This window comes from Hahella sp. KA22, from assembly GCF_004135205.1.
Classification (GTDB): domain Bacteria; phylum Pseudomonadota; class Gammaproteobacteria; order Pseudomonadales; family Oleiphilaceae; genus Hahella.
Genome location: NZ_CP035490.1, coordinates 4,118,312 through 4,136,417 on the forward strand (window position 1 = coordinate 4,118,312; position 18,106 = coordinate 4,136,417).

At 51.7% G+C, this 18,106-nt stretch carries 15 protein-coding genes and 1 pseudogene; 9 read left to right on the forward strand and 7 right to left on the reverse strand.

Annotated elements, in window-relative coordinates; genetic code table 11:
- The first annotated feature begins 5 nt into the window (after positions 1-5).
- Positions 6-1,001 carry an ABC transporter ATP-binding protein gene (locus tag EUZ85_RS18215; protein WP_127970630.1) on the forward strand — a complete coding sequence of 332 codons (996 nt, stop codon included), beginning with the start codon at positions 6-8 and terminating at the stop codon, positions 999-1,001.
- Positions 1,002-1,127: 126 nt separating this feature from the next.
- Positions 1,128-2,915, forward strand: a complete 1,788-nt coding sequence (locus EUZ85_RS18220; protein ID WP_127970631.1) for an aminopeptidase P family protein — start codon at positions 1,128-1,130, stop codon at positions 2,913-2,915.
- Between the two features lie 260 nt (positions 2,916-3,175).
- On the opposite strand, the gene EUZ85_RS18225 is transcribed toward EUZ85_RS18220, so the two are convergent.
- Positions 3,176-3,727: an NAD(P)H-dependent oxidoreductase gene (locus EUZ85_RS18225; RefSeq protein ID WP_127970632.1), complete on the reverse strand. Its 552-nt coding sequence runs from the start codon at positions 3,725-3,727 to the stop codon at positions 3,176-3,178.
- 122 nt (positions 3,728-3,849) lie between these two features.
- Between EUZ85_RS18225 and EUZ85_RS18230 the strand changes: the two genes are divergently transcribed.
- Both EUZ85_RS18230 and EUZ85_RS18235 read left to right on the forward strand, forming a co-directional pair.
- A complete protein-coding gene (locus tag EUZ85_RS18230; protein ID WP_127970633.1) occupies positions 3,850-4,743 on the forward strand; it encodes a LysR family transcriptional regulator in 894 nt (297 codons plus the stop codon).
- A gap of 261 nt (positions 4,744-5,004) precedes the next feature.
- Positions 5,005-7,908, forward strand: a complete 2,904-nt coding sequence (locus EUZ85_RS18235) for a DEAD/DEAH box helicase (RefSeq protein ID WP_127970634.1) — start codon at positions 5,005-5,007, stop codon at positions 7,906-7,908.
- 95 nt (positions 7,909-8,003) lie between these two features.
- On the opposite strand, the gene EUZ85_RS18240 is transcribed toward EUZ85_RS18235, so the two are convergent.
- A complete protein-coding gene (locus EUZ85_RS18240) occupies positions 8,004-8,237 on the reverse strand; it encodes a UPF0175 family protein (protein ID WP_127970635.1) in 234 nt (77 codons plus the stop codon).
- 254 nt (positions 8,238-8,491) lie between these two features.
- Here EUZ85_RS18240 and lptF point away from each other — a divergent pair, with 254 nt between their 5' ends.
- The gene (gene lptF, locus EUZ85_RS18245) at positions 8,492-9,598 is read left to right on the forward strand and encodes an LPS export ABC transporter permease LptF (protein ID WP_127970636.1); all 1,107 of its coding nucleotides are present in this window, start codon (positions 8,492-8,494) and stop codon (positions 9,596-9,598) included.
- A gap of 58 nt (positions 9,599-9,656) precedes the next feature.
- Here the strand turns inward: lptF and EUZ85_RS18250 are convergent, their stop codons facing one another.
- A complete protein-coding gene (locus EUZ85_RS18250; RefSeq protein ID WP_164887287.1) occupies positions 9,657-10,868 on the reverse strand; it encodes a HAMP domain-containing sensor histidine kinase in 1,212 nt (403 codons plus the stop codon).
- 480 nt (positions 10,869-11,348) lie between these two features.
- Here EUZ85_RS18250 and EUZ85_RS18255 point away from each other — a divergent pair, with 480 nt between their 5' ends.
- The gene (locus EUZ85_RS18255) at positions 11,349-11,534 is read left to right on the forward strand and encodes a hypothetical protein (protein WP_127970638.1); all 186 of its coding nucleotides are present in this window, start codon (positions 11,349-11,351) and stop codon (positions 11,532-11,534) included.
- A gap of 31 nt (positions 11,535-11,565) precedes the next feature.
- Here the strand turns inward: EUZ85_RS18255 and EUZ85_RS18260 are convergent, their stop codons facing one another.
- A complete protein-coding gene (locus EUZ85_RS18260) occupies positions 11,566-11,766 on the reverse strand; it encodes a hypothetical protein (protein ID WP_127970639.1) in 201 nt (66 codons plus the stop codon).
- Positions 11,767-11,830: 64 nt separating this feature from the next.
- Positions 11,831-12,436, reverse strand: coding sequence for a hypothetical protein (locus tag EUZ85_RS18265; RefSeq protein ID WP_164887288.1), 606 nt, complete (start codon positions 12,434-12,436; stop codon positions 11,831-11,833).
- Between the two features lie 326 nt (positions 12,437-12,762).
- On the opposite strand from EUZ85_RS18265, the gene EUZ85_RS18270 reads away from it, so the two are divergent.
- Positions 12,763-13,791 (forward strand): IS630 family transposase, encoded by a 1,029-nt coding sequence (locus tag EUZ85_RS18270; protein ID WP_127970641.1) that lies wholly within the window; start codon positions 12,763-12,765, stop codon positions 13,789-13,791.
- A 172-nt stretch (positions 13,792-13,963) separates the two neighbouring features.
- On the opposite strand, the gene EUZ85_RS18275 is transcribed toward EUZ85_RS18270, so the two are convergent.
- Together EUZ85_RS18275 and EUZ85_RS32035 are read right to left on the reverse strand one after the other, a co-directional pair.
- Positions 13,964-14,320: a DUF3703 domain-containing protein gene (locus EUZ85_RS18275; protein WP_127970642.1), complete on the reverse strand. Its 357-nt coding sequence runs from the start codon at positions 14,318-14,320 to the stop codon at positions 13,964-13,966.
- A gap of 65 nt (positions 14,321-14,385) precedes the next feature.
- Positions 14,386-14,517, reverse strand: a pseudogene (locus EUZ85_RS32035) (luciferase family protein); the annotation flags it as partial.
- A 208-nt stretch (positions 14,518-14,725) separates the two neighbouring features.
- Between EUZ85_RS32035 and EUZ85_RS18280 the strand changes: the two are divergent.
- Both EUZ85_RS18280 and EUZ85_RS18285 read left to right on the forward strand, forming a co-directional pair.
- On the forward strand, positions 14,726-16,339 hold the full coding sequence (locus EUZ85_RS18280) for a bifunctional diguanylate cyclase/phosphodiesterase (protein WP_127970643.1): 1,614 nt from the start codon (positions 14,726-14,728) through the stop codon (positions 16,337-16,339).
- 120 nt (positions 16,340-16,459) lie between these two features.
- Positions 16,460-18,049 (forward strand): PAS domain-containing methyl-accepting chemotaxis protein, encoded by a 1,590-nt coding sequence (locus EUZ85_RS18285; RefSeq protein ID WP_127970644.1) that lies wholly within the window; start codon positions 16,460-16,462, stop codon positions 18,047-18,049.
- Positions 18,050-18,106 lie beyond the last annotated feature (57 nt).

Sequence of the window (18,106 nt, forward strand, 5' to 3'; positions counted from 1 at the left end):
GCTGGATGAACGCAAAAGAAGTCTTACTCTCCGCCCGAAACCTGGAAGTGCACTTTCCCATCGGCAAGCACATTCTGCCCAGCCGACGCCCGCGCCTGAAGGCGGTCAACGGCATTGACGTGGATGTCTATCGCGGCGAAACCCTGGGCATTGTCGGTGAATCCGGCTGTGGCAAGTCCACCCTGGCGCGCGCCCTGTTGCGGCTGATCGAGCCCACCCGGGGCGAGTTGCGCTGGAAAGGCGAAGACCTGCGCGGCTTCGACAAACACGCCCTGGTGCGCCGTCGTCGTGAATTCCAGATGGTGTTTCAGGACCCCACCGCCAGCCTCAACCCGCGCCTGACCGTCTCGGAGTGCATCGCTGAGCCTTTATTAACCCATGAGCCGGGACTCAAACGCCGGGAAATCGAGCGCCAGGTGATCGCCATGATGGACAAAGTGGGCCTGTCCGCCAGCCATCGCAATCGCTATCCCCACGAGTTTTCCGGCGGCCAGTGTCAGCGCGTCGGCATCGCCCGCGCCCTGGTTCTCAACCCGGATCTGGTGGTGTGCGACGAACCGGTCAGCGCGTTGGACGTCTCCATTCAGGCGCAGGTGATCAATCTGCTGGACGACCTCAAACAGGAAATGGGACTGACGCTAGTAATGATCGCCCACGACCTGAGCGTGGTGCGCCATATCAGCGATAGAGTCATGGTCATGTATCTGGGCAAGCCCATGGAAGTCGGCCTGTATGACCGGGTTTTCGATCAGGCGCAGCATCCCTACACCAAGGCGCTGTTGTCCGCGGTCCCGATCGCCAATCCCAGACTGGCGCGGCAACGGGAGGTGCAGCTTTTGCCCGGCGATCTGCCCTCGCCGCTCAACCCACCCAGCGGCTGCGTCTTTCGCACCAGATGCCCGGAGGCCACCGACCTCTGCGGGAGCCAGCCGCCCACTCAGAGCGGCTCCGACGAGCATCATATTTTCTGTTCCAACACTTTGTTATTGGCGGGCCAATGAGATCACTCGCCAACACATCGGCGCCGGGATGCGCTTATCGTGGGAGACAGGGCCAGGCATGCGCCAGGTCTGTCGTTGTCAGTTTTTCCGTCGAATTAACCGTCTGTCATTAGGAAGTTTTTAGCCATGAATACGCCCCCAGTCACACAACGACTCGAACATCTTCGCAAAGCGATGGACAAGCAGGCGTTCGCCGCCTATATCGTCACCAACAACGACCCGCATTCCAGCGAATATTCCGCCGATCACTGGCTGACGCGGACCTGGATTTCCGGTTTCAACGGTTCGGCGGGCAATGTGGTCGTCACCGGCGATGGCGGCGGCCTGTGGACGGACGGTCGTTACTTCATTCAGGCGGAGGAGCAACTGGCGGGATCTGGCCTCAAACTGTTCAAAGCCAGGCTGCCGGAGACGCCGACCATTCCCCAGTGGCTGGCCGCCACCCTGCCGGAAAACGCCCGCGTGGGCGTGGATGGTCGCTCGATCAGCCGCGCATTTTATCAGGAGCTGTTGGAAGCTTTCGCGCCCAAGTCGATTCAGTTGGTTCTGGATCAGGACCTGATCACGCCGCTCTGGTATGACCGCCCCGCCCGTCCCAAAGCCCCAGTGTTCAACCATGAGTTACGTTACGCCGGCGTGGACGCCCAGGAAAAAATGCAGCGCATTCGCGACTGGATGACGGAACAACAGGTGGACGGTCTGCTGGTCTCCACGCTGGACGATGTCATGTGGGCGCTGAATATTCGCGGCGGCGATACGCCCTATTGCCCGATTTCCGAGTCCTATCTGCTGGTCACCGCGCAGCAAAGTCAAGTCTTCATCGATCGCGACAAATTGCCCGAAGCGGTGGAATGCACCCTGGCGGAATATGGCGTGACGGCGCACAGTTATGAGCTTGTCGTCGAGGCGGTAAATCAATTGCCGGAAGGCTGCAAGCTGTCCATCAATCCCGCCAGCGCCAACAGTCTGTTGGTCAACCAGATCAAGCCTCAGATCACGCTGCTGGAAACGCCCTGCCCGGTCACCGACATGAAGGCGCAGAAGAACTCCACGGAAATGGAGAACTTCGAGCAGGCGCTGCGTCTGGACGGCGTGGCCATGGTGAATTTCATGTACTGGCTGCAGACGCAGGTTCCCGGCGGCAAGGTCACCGAGTTATCGGCGGAGAAGCAATTGCGGGAGTATCGTCGCGCCACGTCCAGCTATATCAGCGACAGTTTCCGCACCATCGCCGGGTTTGGTCCTCACGCAGCGAAGATGCACTATTCCGCCGGCGCCGACAGCAACGCCACCGTGGATGAGAGCAACTTCTTCCTGGTGGATTCCGGCGGCCAGTATCCCGGCGGCACTACCGACATCACCCGCACCTTTCATTTTGGAACGCCCACCGCGCAACAACGCAAGGACTACACGCTGGTGCTCAAGGCGGTGATACGGCTGACGCAGACCGTGTTTCTGAAAGGGGCCACCGGCGCCAATCTGGATATCATGGCGCGGGGCATGTTGTGGCGTCATCGCATCGACTACAAGTGCGGCACCGGACATGGCGTCGGTCTGTGTCTGAACGTGCATGAAGGTCCGCAGAATTTCTCGCAGAATCCCAAAGAAGTCGCCCTCAAACCCGGCATGGTCATCACCAATGAACCCGGCGTGTATCGCGAAGGCGAGTATGGCGTGCGCATCGAAAACATCATGAAAGTGGTGGAGCTGGAGGAAAACGAATTCGGCGTATTCTATGGCTTCGAAACCATCACCCTGGCGCCCATCGCGGTCAACGCTCTGGATATGTCCATGCTCAGCACGGAGGAAACCGATTGGCTCAACGCCTATCACTGGCGCGTGTATGAAGCGCTCAGCCCTTATCTGGAAGCGGCGCAAACCGCCTGGTTGAGGAACGCCACCAAACCGGTTTAACAGCCTCACTCCAACCCATAACCAGACCTGGCGGACAAATACCTTTCCGATTATTTGTCCGCCATCGGCCGGGCCTGTTTCATGTTCGGGCCCGGTCTCCCGCGGCATGCCGCCGCACAGACGCATTCATGCGTCCGGTTACCCGCATGGCTTCTCCTCGTCATGCGGGTAAACAAGCAGTACAGGTAGTAGAAGTACAAGAAGGTCCATCCATGTATTGCCCGGCGTTCGCCGGGCTTTTTTTGTGGGATGCGAAACGCTTACTGACCGCGTACGAATTCGCTCCGCCAGTTTTGGATATGGGTGAGATAACGCTGACAGGCGACATCCAGATCCGCGTCGGTCAGGTAATCCGCCTGATACACCACAAACGGATCGCCCCAGGGCAGACGGCAGCGATTGGCGGTGGCCTGCAGCGGCGTCAGCAGGGTTTCCATGGTGAAACGATTCTGCCCGCGAGGTTGATAAGCCGCCTCGGTATTGCCGGCGGTGGTGGCGATCATGATCGGCGCGCCTTCGAAGCGTTTTCCGGTGTTTTCGTAGTCCAGGTAATACATGTGGGTCAGCACGAGGTCCTGCCAGCGCTGCAACAATGGCGGCGTGGAGTACCACTGAATAGGAAATTGCAGAATCAGGCGCTCGCTTTGCAGCAGTCGGTCGATCTCTGTGGCGACATCAATGCACTCATCCGGATACAGCCGATTCATATCCACCACATCCAGGTCGTCGAGGGTTTGCGCCGCCGCCATCAGTGCAGCATTAATGCGTGAAGGGCGATAGCGGGAGTGGAACATCAGCAGTGTGGTTTTCATCGTTGGCAGTCCTATTCAGTGTGTTTTCAGCGCGTTGCTGCGCTGTGTGTCGATAGGTGCTAGATTGCGCCACTCGCTTATATTAATCTAATTGATAGTTTATATATTTGATTATTCGTTTTATGAATTTACGCGGCGTCGATTTAAATCTGTTGGTGATTCTGGATGCGTTAATGGACGAACGTCATGTCACGCGCGCGGCGAAGCGCCTGCACTTGTCGCAACCGGCCACCTCCAGCGCCCTGGAACGCTGTCGCCACCTGTTTGGCGATCCTCTGCTGATTCGCGGTCGTGGTGAAATGCGCCTCAGCGCCAAAGCCGAATCCTTGCGTGAGCCGATCAAGGCGCTGCTGGCCCAGGCGGAGCGTGTGATCAATCAGGCTGATACGCCCCTGGCGGAATTGCGTCAGACCATACGCATCCTGATGGCGGACTTCCCCGTTTCCGCGCTGCTGGGGCCGTTACATCAACGCCTGATGACCAGCGCCCCCAACCTGGATTTAATCGTGCAGCCCTGGCATGGCGCCAAGTCCGCTCTGGAACAGCTCGCCAAAGGAGAAGCCGATCTGGCGGTGTCAGTGTTCCCCAATGTCGGCGCCTCATTTCGCTGCGTTGAATTGTTGTATGAAGACTACTGCGTGCTGATGCGCAAAGACCATCCCGCCGCCCAGGACTTCAACCTGCAACAATGGCTCGCCTACCCCCATGTCCTGGTCTCCGGCCGCGGCGACGCCGACAGCCCCGTCGACCAGACCCTGCAAGCCCACGGACTAGGCCGCCGCGTCGCCCTGGTCGTCCCCTACTTCCAAATGGCCCCCGACCTCGTCGCCCAATCCGACTACATCGCCCTCCTCCCCATCCACTGCGTCCCCCAAGACACCACAAAATTCACCGTCTTCCCACCCCCCATACCAGTAGAAGGCTTCCCACTGCACCTGGCGTGGCATGTGAGAAGACAGGCGGATCAGGCGGTGAGCCATGTGGCTGGGGTGATTCGGGAGGTTACTGGGGGATAGTTGGATGGGTTGTTGATATATAAAAGGATTTAGGAACAAATCGTTAATATAGTAATAAGTTTTCCTAAATGGTCTCTAAGCCACGGTTGACAAAAGTGAGGGCCACACCACCCCGTAAGTTACAACTATTTACATCTATTTTTACGTGACTCACTTGAGAGCTAATTTTTTGAGCTATCATTTACTCAATCCAGAGTAGTGATAGAAGTCAAATAAGCTTATTAAGCAAGGCCTTCCTTCCACCAAGAAAGGGACTTATGTATGAAATATAAACTCCCATCAAGTCATGCCCTCTCAGAAAAGATTATTGCTAACTTGATGTTCAATGAAAACGATAGTCTCATACTAACGGATGCTCAATATGCTGCTTTGGAGGCCGGTTTAGGCAAAGGAGAAAGTCTACTGATCTTATCACCGACTTCTACTGGTAAAACTCAAATAGCTGTTTGGGCAATTGCGAATGCATTAGAAAATGGGTTAAACGCTGTATACCTAGTCACACATAGAGCTTTAGCGAAACAGAAGTTCCAAGACTTTCAGGATATGTTGCTCAGTACGTTTCTTGGAGGAGACCCATTATCAATAGTTTTGGCAACCGGAGACTCAGTGATTGATTGCAGAGGAGATATACCCGCCGATCCACTTTCAACCCCCTTACTAGTTGCGACATATGAGAAGTATCTTGCCATGATCTCTTCCACAGGTGTTCCATCATCAATGGACAACACGGTTGTTATATGTGATGAGATTCAATTGCTGGGTGATAAAAACCGAGGTCAAAATGTAGAAGTTTTATTAACTCTTATGAAAAACGCTGGATGGAGACAATTTGTAGGCCTGTCAGCGGTTTTAGAAAAAAACGACGGAGTAGACTTATCTAACTGGCTAAATGTTAAGCTTGTACGATCACCTAATAGAGAGAAAAATCTTAGATATGAGTATTGGGGAGAAGATTTTATAGAACGCGTCTTGACATCTTCACCTTCAACATTAGAAAAAGCAAGTTTACCCTCCGCTAAGGGCTATCGCACGCTCGAAGTATTGGAACACTTATCTACTCAAAGCCCATCTTCCTTTCCTGCAATAGTTTTCTGCATGAAAAAAGATGACATATATAAATTGGCCGAGTCCGAATACAGAAAGAAATCCACCGGAAAGCCAAATAATTTATCGATAGATTTTGACTCGTTCCCTAGCACAAGCACAATGTCGCTTCTCTCTAAATTACTTCCTTATAAAATTGCAATTCATTGCGCAGATTTAACAGACGACGAAAGAAAGATAGTAGAAGACTGCCTTGTCAAAAATGAAATTGACATTGTATTTGCCACATCAACATTGGCAGCAGGTGTTAACTTCCCGTTGGGTTCCGCCATATTTCACAGCTGGACACGTTGGGATAGTAGCAAAAGAATGCACATCCCAATAGACGCCTCTGAGTTCCATAATATGGCAGGGCGTGTTGGTCGAATGGGCGCTCATCATGAGGAAGGAAGAGTTGTTTTCTTTCCTGTTAAAAACACGAATTTTCAAGCATATAAGGCATATTTAAATTTAAACGATATGCCACCAATTACCTGTCGTATCAATGAAGCATCTTTTGATAAACTAAGCCTTCAGCTTGTTTCTGCGGGCCTCTGTCACGATAGAGATAGTGTAAACACCTTAATTTGTTCCTCATTTAGCGGTTTACGTGAAGAAGACAACAACACGCTCAATTTTTCCAATTGGCCCAAATTAATAGCAGAGGCCATCGACTTCCTGATAGATAATAAAATGCTTATCCAACAGTCAGATGAAACATTACTGGCCACGTCTTTTGGGAAGGCAGTTTCGTATTCTGGATTTCGCCCAATTTCAGCAGTTATTTTAACCAATTACTTTATTGACAAAGCACCATTATTATCAAATCTTCTTGAAACTCCATTAAGCAAGGAAAACATCGATAGATTTTCATTCATAGTATTCTCTGCAGCATTTTCTACGCCAGAGTTTAATTCACAAGGAGGTGTGCAACCTTCTCGCTTTCTACCTTGGCAACTCAAGGATATTGCTACTAACCCAGGCAGCTACGCTAGTGACTTGCTTGAGCCTACTTGGTATGCAAACCCTGCTCCGACAAGTGCCGCATGGTTAGCGTTAGGCTGGATTAACGGAGAGTTGCTAAGTGAGCAAGAGAAGACCCATAGCGATTTGAGGGCTGGCTCAATTTTAGATATGTATAGAAACTTAGGTTGGAGTCTACAAGGAATAGCATCTATTATTTCCTCTATTACAGACTCCAGAACCCCGGCCCCATTAAGACCACAAAAATTAAGAGAAAACAGTGAATTATTATACTCTCTCCGAAAAATACCGCGTGTTATAACTCGGTTAAATTTCCGTATATCAAGCGGACTGCCAGATGACGTACTTTGGATGGAGGGCCTGAATCGCAGGGGAGAACGATTTAAGCTTACCAGAGAAGAAATCTTAAAACTTCGGAAGACTAATATGATTAGCCCTGAATCTTTGGTTTTAGGTACCGAAGAGGCAGATAAAGCACGATGTGCTGCTTTTTCCCGTATTAAGCCATCTCCAAAAGCTAAGTCAAACTGGCTAAGAGACAGATGCCGATCATGGAAGTCTGACCAAAGGGCAAAAGCTTCTGAGCGCCATCAAAGAAGGGCCAAAGGATGCAGTGAAGTTCAATTAATAGAAAATTTTTACTTATATCGAGGAACTTCATTTGAAGAAGTTTATGAGAGCATTTTAACCCACCTTGGAATTTGTTTTGAGAAGTTAGATAATGGCAATAGAGTTGGCGCACCAGATTATCTTATAACATTTGAAAACTCCCCACCAATAGTCATGGAATTAAAGTCTAAAGAAGGTGACAAGCTAGTTGGATATAATGATGCAACCGAAGTCCTATCTGCATCAGAGATTCATGGCTACAAAGATAACTTTTGCGTCACACTTTGTCATCCTGGAGTGGACCCAAGTGTTCCTATGAATATCACTAGTTGCGGAAGGCTATGCGTCGTAGAGAGCCACGACTTTGGTGAGGCCTTATTACGTTATTGCAAAAAAAGTATTCGACAAGAACAATTATGGAACTGGCTCGCCTCTCCTGGTCAAGCACTAAGCGATGACCTACCTTTTACGGAACATTTTGATAGCTAAAGTAATCTTTTAAGATACTTAGTGCTACCAATACTATAAATCCATCGAGCCTTCTCTGAGCGTGGTACCAACTATTTAAGTTCAGATAACATCCCTCACAAATCATTACGTTCAATATCCTCAAGAAAGTCACTGACATCGTAGTTCACGCTAAAACCCTTTTTGGCCAGTAGGCCGTGAAATTCGAACTCGGAAATCCCCGCGATTTTTCCAGCGAAAGCGCCGTGAATGCCACGGTCTTTGTACAAGGCGATTGCCAGTAGTTCCAGCGCTTCTTTCTCTGTGAGTTGCAGCTTTTGGGCTATTTCGTCATCTATTTCGATTTTCACGTTTCATCCTTCACAAGTTTCTGAAAGTTGGCTGGCATGGATGCGTTAAGGCAGATATGGAGGTGTTTAAGCTGAGCATCTTAGCATCTGCCCAGCCGCACCCCATCAGCCTTTTGCTCCTCTTCTGTACTCCACCTCCTTGATATTTCATTGATATCTCCTTGATTTTTGCTTGGTCCCTGCTTTTCTACAATTCCTTAAAAGGCTTATCAAACAAGGCGGTTTGGCTATACGAGAGGGTTGGAGGCGGTCGGATGTGGGTGTTGTTTCGTTATCTTAATCGTCAGATTCTGACGTCGCTTTTTGGATTGACGTTTCTGTTGCTGTTTGTGTTCACCAGTACGCGTTTCGCTCAGTACCTGACTGAGGCGGCGACGGGGCAGATTTCTGCGGATGTGCTGGCGCCGATCATGGCTTATCGTCTTCCCGGTTTCCTGCAGTTGATATTGCCGTTGGCGCTTTTCCTGTCGATATTGCTTAGCTACGGGCGCATGTATCTGGATGCGGAGATGACCGCTATATTCGCCAGTGGGGTGAGCAAGTCCAGGCTTGTCGCCGTGACCATGGGGTCGGGGTTTGCAATCGCCCTGGTGGTGGGGTCGATGAGTCTTTATCTGAACCCGCTCGGCCGGCAACAGACGGAACGGATTTTATTGGAGCAAGCCAAGCGCTCCCGCTTTGAATTGGTTACTCCTGGACGTTTTCAACGTTTCTCCGAGGGGGAGGATGGCCGGGTGTCTTATGTGGAGTCGCTCAGCAACGATGACCGCGAGATGCGCAACGTTTTTATGGCGGAAACCGACAAGGAGAAAGGACAAACCGCAGTGCTGACTGGCGAGTCCGGGCATTTGTTTTATGACGCCGCCACAGGTAACCGCTTTCTGGTGATCGATAACGGGGCTCGCTATGTGGGAACGCCGGGACAGGCGGATTATCGCTCGGTCACGTTCGATACCTACGGCATCCGGCTTGATGAGCCGGACCTGGAGCGCGAAGCCTTCGACGAGACCATTCCCACCGCCACGCTATGGCGGAGCGATTCGCCCAAAGCGTCGGCGCTGCTGCAATGGCGTCTGTCGCTGCCTATGCTCGCGCCTATCGTCGCCCTGCTGGCGGTGTCCTTGAGCCGAGTGAACCCCAGACAGGGACGCTTCCACCGCCTCCTTACGGCATTGCTGGTGTACGTCAGCTATCTGGGATTATTGATCTATTGCAAGAAGGCCGTCGCGAAGCAGTCACTGCCTGACTGGCTTGGCCTATGGTCAGTGCATGTGGCCTATTTTTGCTTTGGACTGCTGTTGTTGTACGGACAGGAGATCCGCTTGCGGCTGCAGCCGCGAAGCTCAACGCCGTCGGTTTGAATGCGAGGGGCACGCGTCGTCGACATCTTCAGATTCAACGTCGATTTCAAACCTCTGCTTACGCATAAATCACACTAATGGTCGACCCCGCGTCTGAGTGATTCTCCGCAGTCAGCCGCCAGCCAAGGCGACTGCACATGATGGAGACGATATACAGCCCGAAGCCGTTCAAGCCAGAGCGATAGTGGGTGAGTTCGCGACCATTGGACAGGGCGTCGAGCAGTTCCGGCGCCAGGCCTGAGCCCGCGTCCGTCACCGCTATTTTTTCAGGGGTGATGTGGATGACGATGTTGTCGTCAGTGTGCTGCAAGGCGTTCTGCACAATATTGCGGATGATCATCTTGGCCATGACGCTATTGGTGGAAAGCGCGACTTTCTGGGTGATTTCCAGGTCCACGCGCGTATAGACGGGATAGTCTTCATACAAGTCTTCCAGCACCTCTTCCACCAGCCCGGGAATGGAGACCGTCTGCCGGCCCTCTTCTTCCTCAGACTTTTGCGCCATCATCAACAGCACCTTAACATTGCGCTCCATTTCTTTATTGGCCTGACGAATGCGCATCAAAGTGGCGGCGTCTTTCTCCTGCAATTGCGCCCGCCTTTCAAGCACATCAAGCGCGCCGGTGATGACGGCTATCGGGGTGCGCAGTTCATGGCTGGCCAGGTTCGCGAACGCCTGCTCCCGCTTGATAAAGGTTTCCAACTCATTCAGGAATTGATTGAAGACATCGGCGATTGCCTGTAGTTCGCAGTCAGAATATTGGGTCTGCAGACGCGGCATATTTTCTTTCACCGCCGTGCCTTTGATGCTTCTGGCCAAGTCCCGCAGCGGACGGATGATTCGACGACTGCTGACTTGCGACAGAATCAGACTGCCGCCCAGGGTCAGCAAGCTGACCAGCAATAAAACGCCGTCGAATATCATCTCCCTCGCTTCCAGTCTGGAAATATCCTTGGCGATATAGAATTTGCCAGCGGACTCGTCGCCAATATTCACCAGATAGGTATGATCGTTCTTTTCCACTTCCCCTTGGAACGGAAAGTCCAGGCCGTCAAAGATACTGGGCAGCGCAACGCTGTCGCGGTAGTTGGCGGGCACAAACACAATATCGATATCCCCCGCTTCCCATGCGTAAGGGCTTTCTAAACCGTAGTGACTGGCGACGAACGCCTTCTCTTCAGAAAAGTTTCGGTCCAGCGTCGCTTTCTCCAGCTCCTCGTTTAACAGCAACACGATAGCGACCATCACACTGATGGTGTAAAAGCTCATTAATATGTAGGTTTTTCTGATCCTGTTCGCGATAGATGTCATACCGGTTTATTTAAAAATCCTGCTTCCATTTCCAACATACAAATTCTTTTTATATCGGCATAAGCGCGAGCAACTCTCTCAGCGGGGAGACGATTGCATAAGCGGCGACAAACGAGACGCCTCGCGCCGTGCCTGCAATGCCGGCGGCTAACTTGCTGACGCTCACGAAGACAGTGTCCGTCGACAACCATCATCGAGCGCTGTGTGACAGGGGTTCGTTCACGATAGGACTACGATCCGATTTTTTTCCTTACATACTAATCAGGGTCGCAACAATGGATTATCAAAATTACGTCAAGAAAATATCAATGTGGGGAATATGGAGGGTTGAAGATCAGCTAATAAGCGAGATGGGCGGGACAAGGTCTATAATTGCATAAGAAAAGAGCGCTCCGGCCGCCCAAAACACTCCTGTAAACCTATAAGCGCAACCACTTTATGAAAGCACTCGGCATTATCAGCATCCTACTGGCGCTCCTTTACGTCGCCTTCCTGTCCGTCGAACACAGCGAAGAAGCGGAACGCCAGAAAGAGAAAGCCGAACAACAGATCGATCAGGCGCAGAAGCAGATTGAAGAAGCCATGGAGAAGAACCGGGAGCGGTTGGAGCAAGGGGCTCAGTAAGCTAACTGATCCTGGCCCCCTCAGGCTCTAGTTAAGAAGACTCATGAGTGAGAGAAGCGGATTGAAACTGGCGCAATAGCCGATAAAACGCAGCCATTGCATCCTGTTCCCCGAAGTGCTTCAGAATCATGTTACACCAGCCAATAGTTGAACTCCCCTCGTCCAACTCCTTGGCGACAAAGAGGTCAAACGCAGTCAGTAGCTTATCATCCTTCGCATCATTCCGCCCCACAACCCAACCGTTTATGAACACTCAAGCACGGGAAATAGGTGAATTTTTCCGATGAATGATGCAATCAAAAAGGTGAGCGCGGGCTTGTCGGGACCATCACTGTGTTTGGTCTCTCCCATTGACCAATAGGGGGCGCGCTATAGAGTGAATAGTCAACCCTGAAAGTATTTAGAACTTCCGCACACTTTCCGCAACAGGGCTTTGATACTCCAATAACAGCTCCCTGGATTGGCAAATTATTATTGCCACAGTGTTCGATTATATTCATTTCAGCATGAAAGCTCTTCTTGCGATTTTTCGATACATGAAGAACATGGTATTGAGTTACATTAGTAAAACCTTCAGCATGTAGAGACTGTAGAGCGCTTCGAGCTGCAAAATCAATATGGTTTGCATTATCAGTGGAATTACCATGTCCATAGTTATACGCCACCAAAAGAGTGCCAGTCCCTACAACTGCGCAAGCTACTGTTTCGACGTCTCTCATAGCCTGCAGAACAATATTGCTCGGATCGTGCATACCAGAGAACTTCGTCGCTATAATTTGACGAGCAATTATATCTAATGGATTTAGATCATTGGGTGTAAACCCGACATAATAAGCATTATTATTCAGTGCCTGAGGGCCTATACCAACGGGGGCATGTCTCTCTACAACAAATTTTGGCATAACGTTCTTCCTTCTTAAATACCTTAATTTCTCTAGTTGCACAAAACCGACTCTCAGCCAAGTCTGGTTTAGGCGATAAAACATTAATCCCATTAACAAATCAATACAATCCTACAGTTGTAGGATTGTATTAAAGCCCGCCCTATTACATGACACTCTCTTAAATCACACATACAAAAATCACCTCGCGATTAATGCAGATTGCAACAAATCAAATATAATTTCGGCCAAAGAGTTTGATTAATTTTCAAATATCCAAGCGTATTTATAGACTTCACTATTCAAGCATGTCATGGACCCGACTTTGAATAAAGAGAGTGGACGCTATGCCCTCAAATGATGGAAGAAAGCTTGACCATAAAACATTAGAAGTTATTCGCATTCGCGCGGTGCAACAAGTCCAAGCGGGAGAAAGCTCCGAAGCGGTTATACAGGCGCTAGGCTTCAGCAGGCCGGGTATTTATGAGTGGCTGGCGGCTTATCTGGAGAGCGGCTATGAAGCGCTTAAAGCGAAACGCCTATATGGGCGTCCCCGCAAATTAAATGGCCGACAATTACGTCAGGTCTATACCTGGGTAGTGGGATATCAGCCTCAGCAGTTTAAGTTTGAGTATGCGCTGTGGACTCGCGGATTGGTACGGGACCTGATCAAGCGAAAGTTCCGGGTCAGCCTGTCTGATGTATCGGTGGGGCGACTCCTGAGGGCGATGGGGCTAACGCCGCAGAAGCCGCTTTTTCGCGCTTACCAACAAGATCCAGACAGGGTTGCTCGCTGGAAACAAGAGGAATACCCATGTATTCGTCAGTTGGCGAAAGCAGCGAGTGCAGAGATCCTCTTCGCGGACGAGGCGAGCATTCGCTCGGATTACCACAGCGGAACGACGTGGTCGATCAAAGGTTTGACGCCGGAAGTGAAGACGACAGGGGCGCGCTTTGGGCTTAACCTGATTTCCGGGGTGTCGGGCAGAGGCGAGTTTCATTTCAAGGTGATAGAAGGAAAGCTAAACACGGAGAGCTTCATCGGATTTTTGAAGGACTTGACGTATAAATCGGAACGCCCGGTCTTTCTAATCGTCGATGGACACCCTGCCCATCAAGCCAGGAAGGTAAAGGTGTATGTCGCCGCCCAGGAAGGCCGGTTGCAACTATTCTTCCTGCCGCCTTATTCTCCCGAACTTAATCCCGATGAGTCTGTGTGGAGCTATTTGAAGCATCAACGTCTGGGCAAGATGAAGGTTGCAAGTCCAGACCAATTAAGAAAGATGGCTTTAAAGATTCTTCGGAGGATGAAAAAAGCGCCATCACTGATTCAAAGTTTATTTAGGCATCCAGAACTTAAATATATTATGGCTTAGTGATCGGATACTTATTTACGGGTTAGTAAAATCGAGAGAGGATGAAAAGTTGAGACAATCTCTAGCTAGCAAAGTTAGAACTAGTCGAGGCAAAGGAAAGAAGGTCACATACAGCATCCAAGCCTTCCATAACACATACTAAAGATGTAGTAATTTAAGCAATAAGTTAAAACTAACGGTCCAAAGATGAATGTTCTCGCAACACCTCCTCCAACTCCTTCCGCACTGGCATGGGCGTAAACGCGCTAACGTTGGCGCCGCCGGTGTTGCCGATGGGGAGGCGGCCGGTGAGGTGGCCGAGTGGGGTTAGGAGCAGGCGCCATAGTTGGCCGCGGATTTCGCGTTGGTCTCGCTTCGCCCACCCTACCCGCAGCATCCAGAGGTGGACGTGAAAGTGCCGGCCCAGGCGGCGTTGTCCCAGGACGTGGGCGTTTTCCAGATGTGCAAACGCGACGTCGAGAAGGCCCTGGCGCCAGTTATCCTGCGCGGCGTTCATTTCTGCGGAGAAGGCTTGTTGCAACGTCGTCATAAGCCCGAAACCTATTGCGTCATAAGGGGTTTACACGCATAGGATAGGTCTCTGAAGTAAAAATTTCATAATTCGCTGACGGCCAGCTTCACTAATCTGGCCACTTCGTTTACTTCGTCCTGGGTATGAAACCTGAGCTTGATCCATTGCGAGTTCAGCGATCTTTTGGGATGGACGGTCGAGTCCTGGGGATGCGTGAGTTTTTCTTTTTTATTGAATCCTTTTTAACTTCCAGAACATCACAATCTATTTGTGCGACTTTGATTATCTCCTCCGGGCGCTGCAAGACTACGCCAGCCGCTGGCGCGCGCCCTTCACCGTGCTAGACTTTACCATTACACGGCAGTTTCTTCCGTCCTTCTCTCCGGGTTCTTCCATTGATCGAATTAAAGAGCGCTGCGACTCATGATCAAGCCTCGAAAGGAGTTGTCACAGACAAATACGTCTGAACGTCTGCGCCATTCCGCCCGCGTCGACCTGTGTGTGAGCATCGCGGTTGTCATCGGATTGACCGCCCTGACCAGCTTCTTTCAAATTGATCTCCTTGAAGGCCTTTACGAATATTCCCGCGCTCACGAAGACTGGGAGCTGGACGAAATTATTATTGCGCTTGGCTGGGTCGGAATAGTCGCCGTGGTATACGGCGTACGTCGCCTGCTGGATATCAGAACCCTGAACCTGGAAATCGCTTCTCACGCCTATTACGACGTCGTGACCGGTCTGCCCAATCGTGTGCTCGCCATCGACAGACTGAATCAAATGCTCGCCAGCGCGCAACGCCGTCGTTCACAGGTGGCGGTGCTGTTTCTGGATTTCGATAATTTCAAAGCCATCAACGATAATCACGGGCATGCCCAAGGCGATATGTTGATCAAAAGCGTTGGCGAGCGTCTGGCGCTGCAAATCCGCCAGGGCGATACCGTGGCGCGCCTGGGCGGCGATGAGTTTCTGATCTTGATCGACCTCGATATCTCAGATAGAGACATCCTCCCCACCGTATCGCGCATTGTCAAAACACAAAAGCAACCCCATCAACTTGGAAATATAGAAATATCAGTCGGCTTCAGCGTCGGCGTGGCGTTGTTCCCCAAGGACGCAGATACGCCGGAGAGCCTGCTGAAAGCGGCGGATATGGCCATGTACCAATCCAAAAGCGACGGCAAGGGGCAAGTGCAGTTTTACTGTGACGACATCGGCCTCCGTCTCACCGAACGCTATAAGCTGGAAAAAGGCCTGAAGCATTCAATCAAGAACAAAGAACTTTATCTCGTCTATCAGCCGCAAATTGATCTGCGGCAGCGCCGGGTAATCGGCTATGAAGCCCTCTGTCGCTGGCGTCATCAAGGCGATCATGTTCCCCCGGATATCTTCATCAAAATTGCGGAAGAAACAGGATTCATTCATGAATTAGGGCGCTGGGTCATGCAGGCGGCGCTGGCGGAAAGTAAAGCCTGGACCGCAAAAAATAACGCCGTGATCGCTGTTAATGTTTCCGCCCGCCAGCTTCAGCGGGACGACTTTATCGATGAAGTGCGGCAAATCCTGGAAGATGCGCAAGTAACGCCACATCGTCTGGAACTGGAAATCACAGAGACCGTCGCCACTTCTGAGCACTCGTCCAATCGCAGGAAACTGCAGGAGCTGCATCTATTGGGCGTCAAGATTTCTCTGGATGACTTCGGCACTGGCTACTCATCGCTGGTGAGATTACGCGAACTTCAGGTCAACCAGCTCAAGATCGACCGCAGCTTTGTGTCCGGTACCGAGGACCTGGACGTCAACAGACAGATTATCAAGGCAATTATCTCTCTCGCAGAAAACCTGGATCTGACCGTCATCGCAGAAGGCGTGGAAACGGCCGAACAAATGGAGATGCTGCAGCAATTCGGTTGTGACTATGTGCAAGGCTATTTCTTTAGTCGTCCGGTGCGCGCAGAAGAAATAAGCGACATCACACACATGATCGAACATACATCGGCCAGCAGCGCCAAAACGGAAAAACAGAGCCCCAGAGGCTAAGTAATACTACGTAATTTCGGAGTAGAAAATTCCGTAGCGCCCCTCTGATCACAAAATCCGAATACAAGCATATACTTAATTCTCGCGCCCAAATTTTATGCCGAACGAGGAAGATTCATTATGCGGGTCAACCAGCCTGTCACGGGTCGCAACCTGGAACTGCCGCCAGACGCCAACATCCTGTCCACCACCACACCAGACAGCCACATCACCTACGTCAACCCGGATTTCATCAAAATCAGCGGCTTCACGAAGGATGAACTGGTCGGCCAGCCACACAATATCGTTCGTCACCCTGACATGCCGCCTATGGCGTTCCAGCACATGTGGCAGACGTTGAAAGGCGGCCGCTCCTGGATGGGACTGGTGAAGAACCGCTGCAAGAACGGCGATCACTACTGGGTCAGCGCCTACGCCACGCCCATCGCCAAAGACGGGCGCACTGTGGAATATCAGTCCGTGCGCACCAAACCGGCGCCGGGGCAGATTGATGCGGCGGAGAAGCTGTACGCCAGCATACGCAACGGCAAAACGCCCCTGGCCTGGCGACTGCCGCGCCTGGACGTGCGCCTCAAAGTTTCCCTGTTGTCCACACTGAGCCTGATTCCAGTCCTGCTGTTCCTCTCTCACCTGCTGCCGATCAGCGTCGCCGACACAGCTATTATGGGCGTCTCACTGGGACTGCTGAACGTGCTGTTTATCTATTTATGGCTGTCCCCTTTGCACAAACTGGTGAAAAAAGCCCGCACCATTTGCGACAACCCGCTGAGCCAGGTTCTGTACACAGGGCGCCATGACGAGTTTGGTGAAATAGAATTCGCCATGGCCATGGCGCAGGCGGAAACCACCGCCGTGATCGGCCGCATGGCCAACGCCGCCAATCAACTGGAGGCGCTCACCGAAGAGCTGGTGTCGGAAATAGAAGATTGTAATAACAAGACCAATGGCCAACAGTCGGAAACCGATCAGGTGGCCGCCGCCATCAACGAAATGACGGCGACCATTCAGCAAGTGGCCGCCACCACACAGGAAGCCGCAAGCGCAGCAGACCATGCCGATAAAGAGACCTCCCAGGGGCAGGAACTGGTCACCAGCACCAAACGCATCATCAGTTCACTGGCGGATGAGATTCATCAGGCTGCGGAAGTGATTCATGACCTGGACAAACACAGCAAAGAAATATCCACCGTCCTCAACGCCATTCAGGACATCGCCGAGCAAACCAATTTACTGGCCCTGAACGCCGCCATTGAAGCCGCCAGAGCGGGAGAAATGGGACGCGGCTTTGCGGTGGTGGCGGATGAAGTGAGGCAACTTGCGTCTCGTACGCAGCAATCCACCACCGACACCCAAAAGATGATCAACTCTCTGCAGGATGGGGCCCGCTCTGCAGTGGCCGCCATGGAGAAAAGCCGTGAGAAAGCCAATCACAGCGTCGACCACGCCCATCAGGCGGCGGAAAAATTGACCGCCATCGGTCGCCGGGTTAATCAGATTTCGGATATCAGCACCCAGATCGCAAGCGCAGTGGAGCAACAGGGCGCCGTGAGTGAAGGCATCAACAACAGCATCGTTACAATCCGGGACGCCGCCAGCGCCAACGCCACCGTGGGCCAGTACAACCGCAAGCGAGCGGAGGATGTGGCGCAACTCACTTCCGCTTTGCAGGAACTGGCGAAACAGTTCTGGAGCAAACGAAGTCAGTCATAAAATTGCGTGCGCGCTGTCCGCGTCCGCCGGGATCAAGGAGAGTTCAGCCAGTTCATC

Excerpts from the sequence above, each read along its gene's own strand:
- EUZ85_RS18285 (WP_127970644.1), top strand. The coding sequence starts at position 16,460 with ATGCGGGTCAACCAGCCTGTCACGGGTCGCAACCTGGAACTGCCGCCA.
- EUZ85_RS18215 (WP_127970630.1), top strand. The coding sequence starts at position 6 with ATGAACGCAAAAGAAGTCTTACTCTCCGCCCGAAACCTGGAAGTGCAC.
- EUZ85_RS18225 (WP_127970632.1), bottom strand. The coding sequence starts at position 3,727 with ATGAAAACCACACTGCTGATGTTCCACTCCCGCTATCGCCCTTCACGC.
- EUZ85_RS18235 (WP_127970634.1), top strand. The coding sequence starts at position 5,005 with ATGAAATATAAACTCCCATCAAGTCATGCCCTCTCAGAAAAGATTATT.
- lptF (WP_127970636.1), top strand. The coding sequence starts at position 8,492 with ATGTGGGTGTTGTTTCGTTATCTTAATCGTCAGATTCTGACGTCGCTT.
- EUZ85_RS18270 (WP_127970641.1), top strand. The coding sequence starts at position 12,763 with ATGCCCTCAAATGATGGAAGAAAGCTTGACCATAAAACATTAGAAGTT.
- EUZ85_RS18230 (WP_127970633.1), top strand. The coding sequence starts at position 3,850 with ATGAATTTACGCGGCGTCGATTTAAATCTGTTGGTGATTCTGGATGCG.
- EUZ85_RS18265 (WP_164887288.1), bottom strand. The coding sequence starts at position 12,436 with ATGCCAAAATTTGTTGTAGAGAGACATGCCCCCGTTGGTATAGGCCCT.
- EUZ85_RS18220 (WP_127970631.1), top strand. The coding sequence starts at position 1,128 with ATGAATACGCCCCCAGTCACACAACGACTCGAACATCTTCGCAAAGCG.
- EUZ85_RS18275 (WP_127970642.1), bottom strand. The coding sequence starts at position 14,320 with ATGACGACGTTGCAACAAGCCTTCTCCGCAGAAATGAACGCCGCGCAG.
- EUZ85_RS18250 (WP_164887287.1), bottom strand. The coding sequence starts at position 10,868 with ATGAGCTTTTACACCATCAGTGTGATGGTCGCTATCGTGTTGCTGTTA.
- EUZ85_RS18255 (WP_127970638.1), top strand. The coding sequence starts at position 11,349 with ATGAAAGCACTCGGCATTATCAGCATCCTACTGGCGCTCCTTTACGTC.
- EUZ85_RS18280 (WP_127970643.1), top strand. The coding sequence starts at position 14,726 with ATGATCAAGCCTCGAAAGGAGTTGTCACAGACAAATACGTCTGAACGT.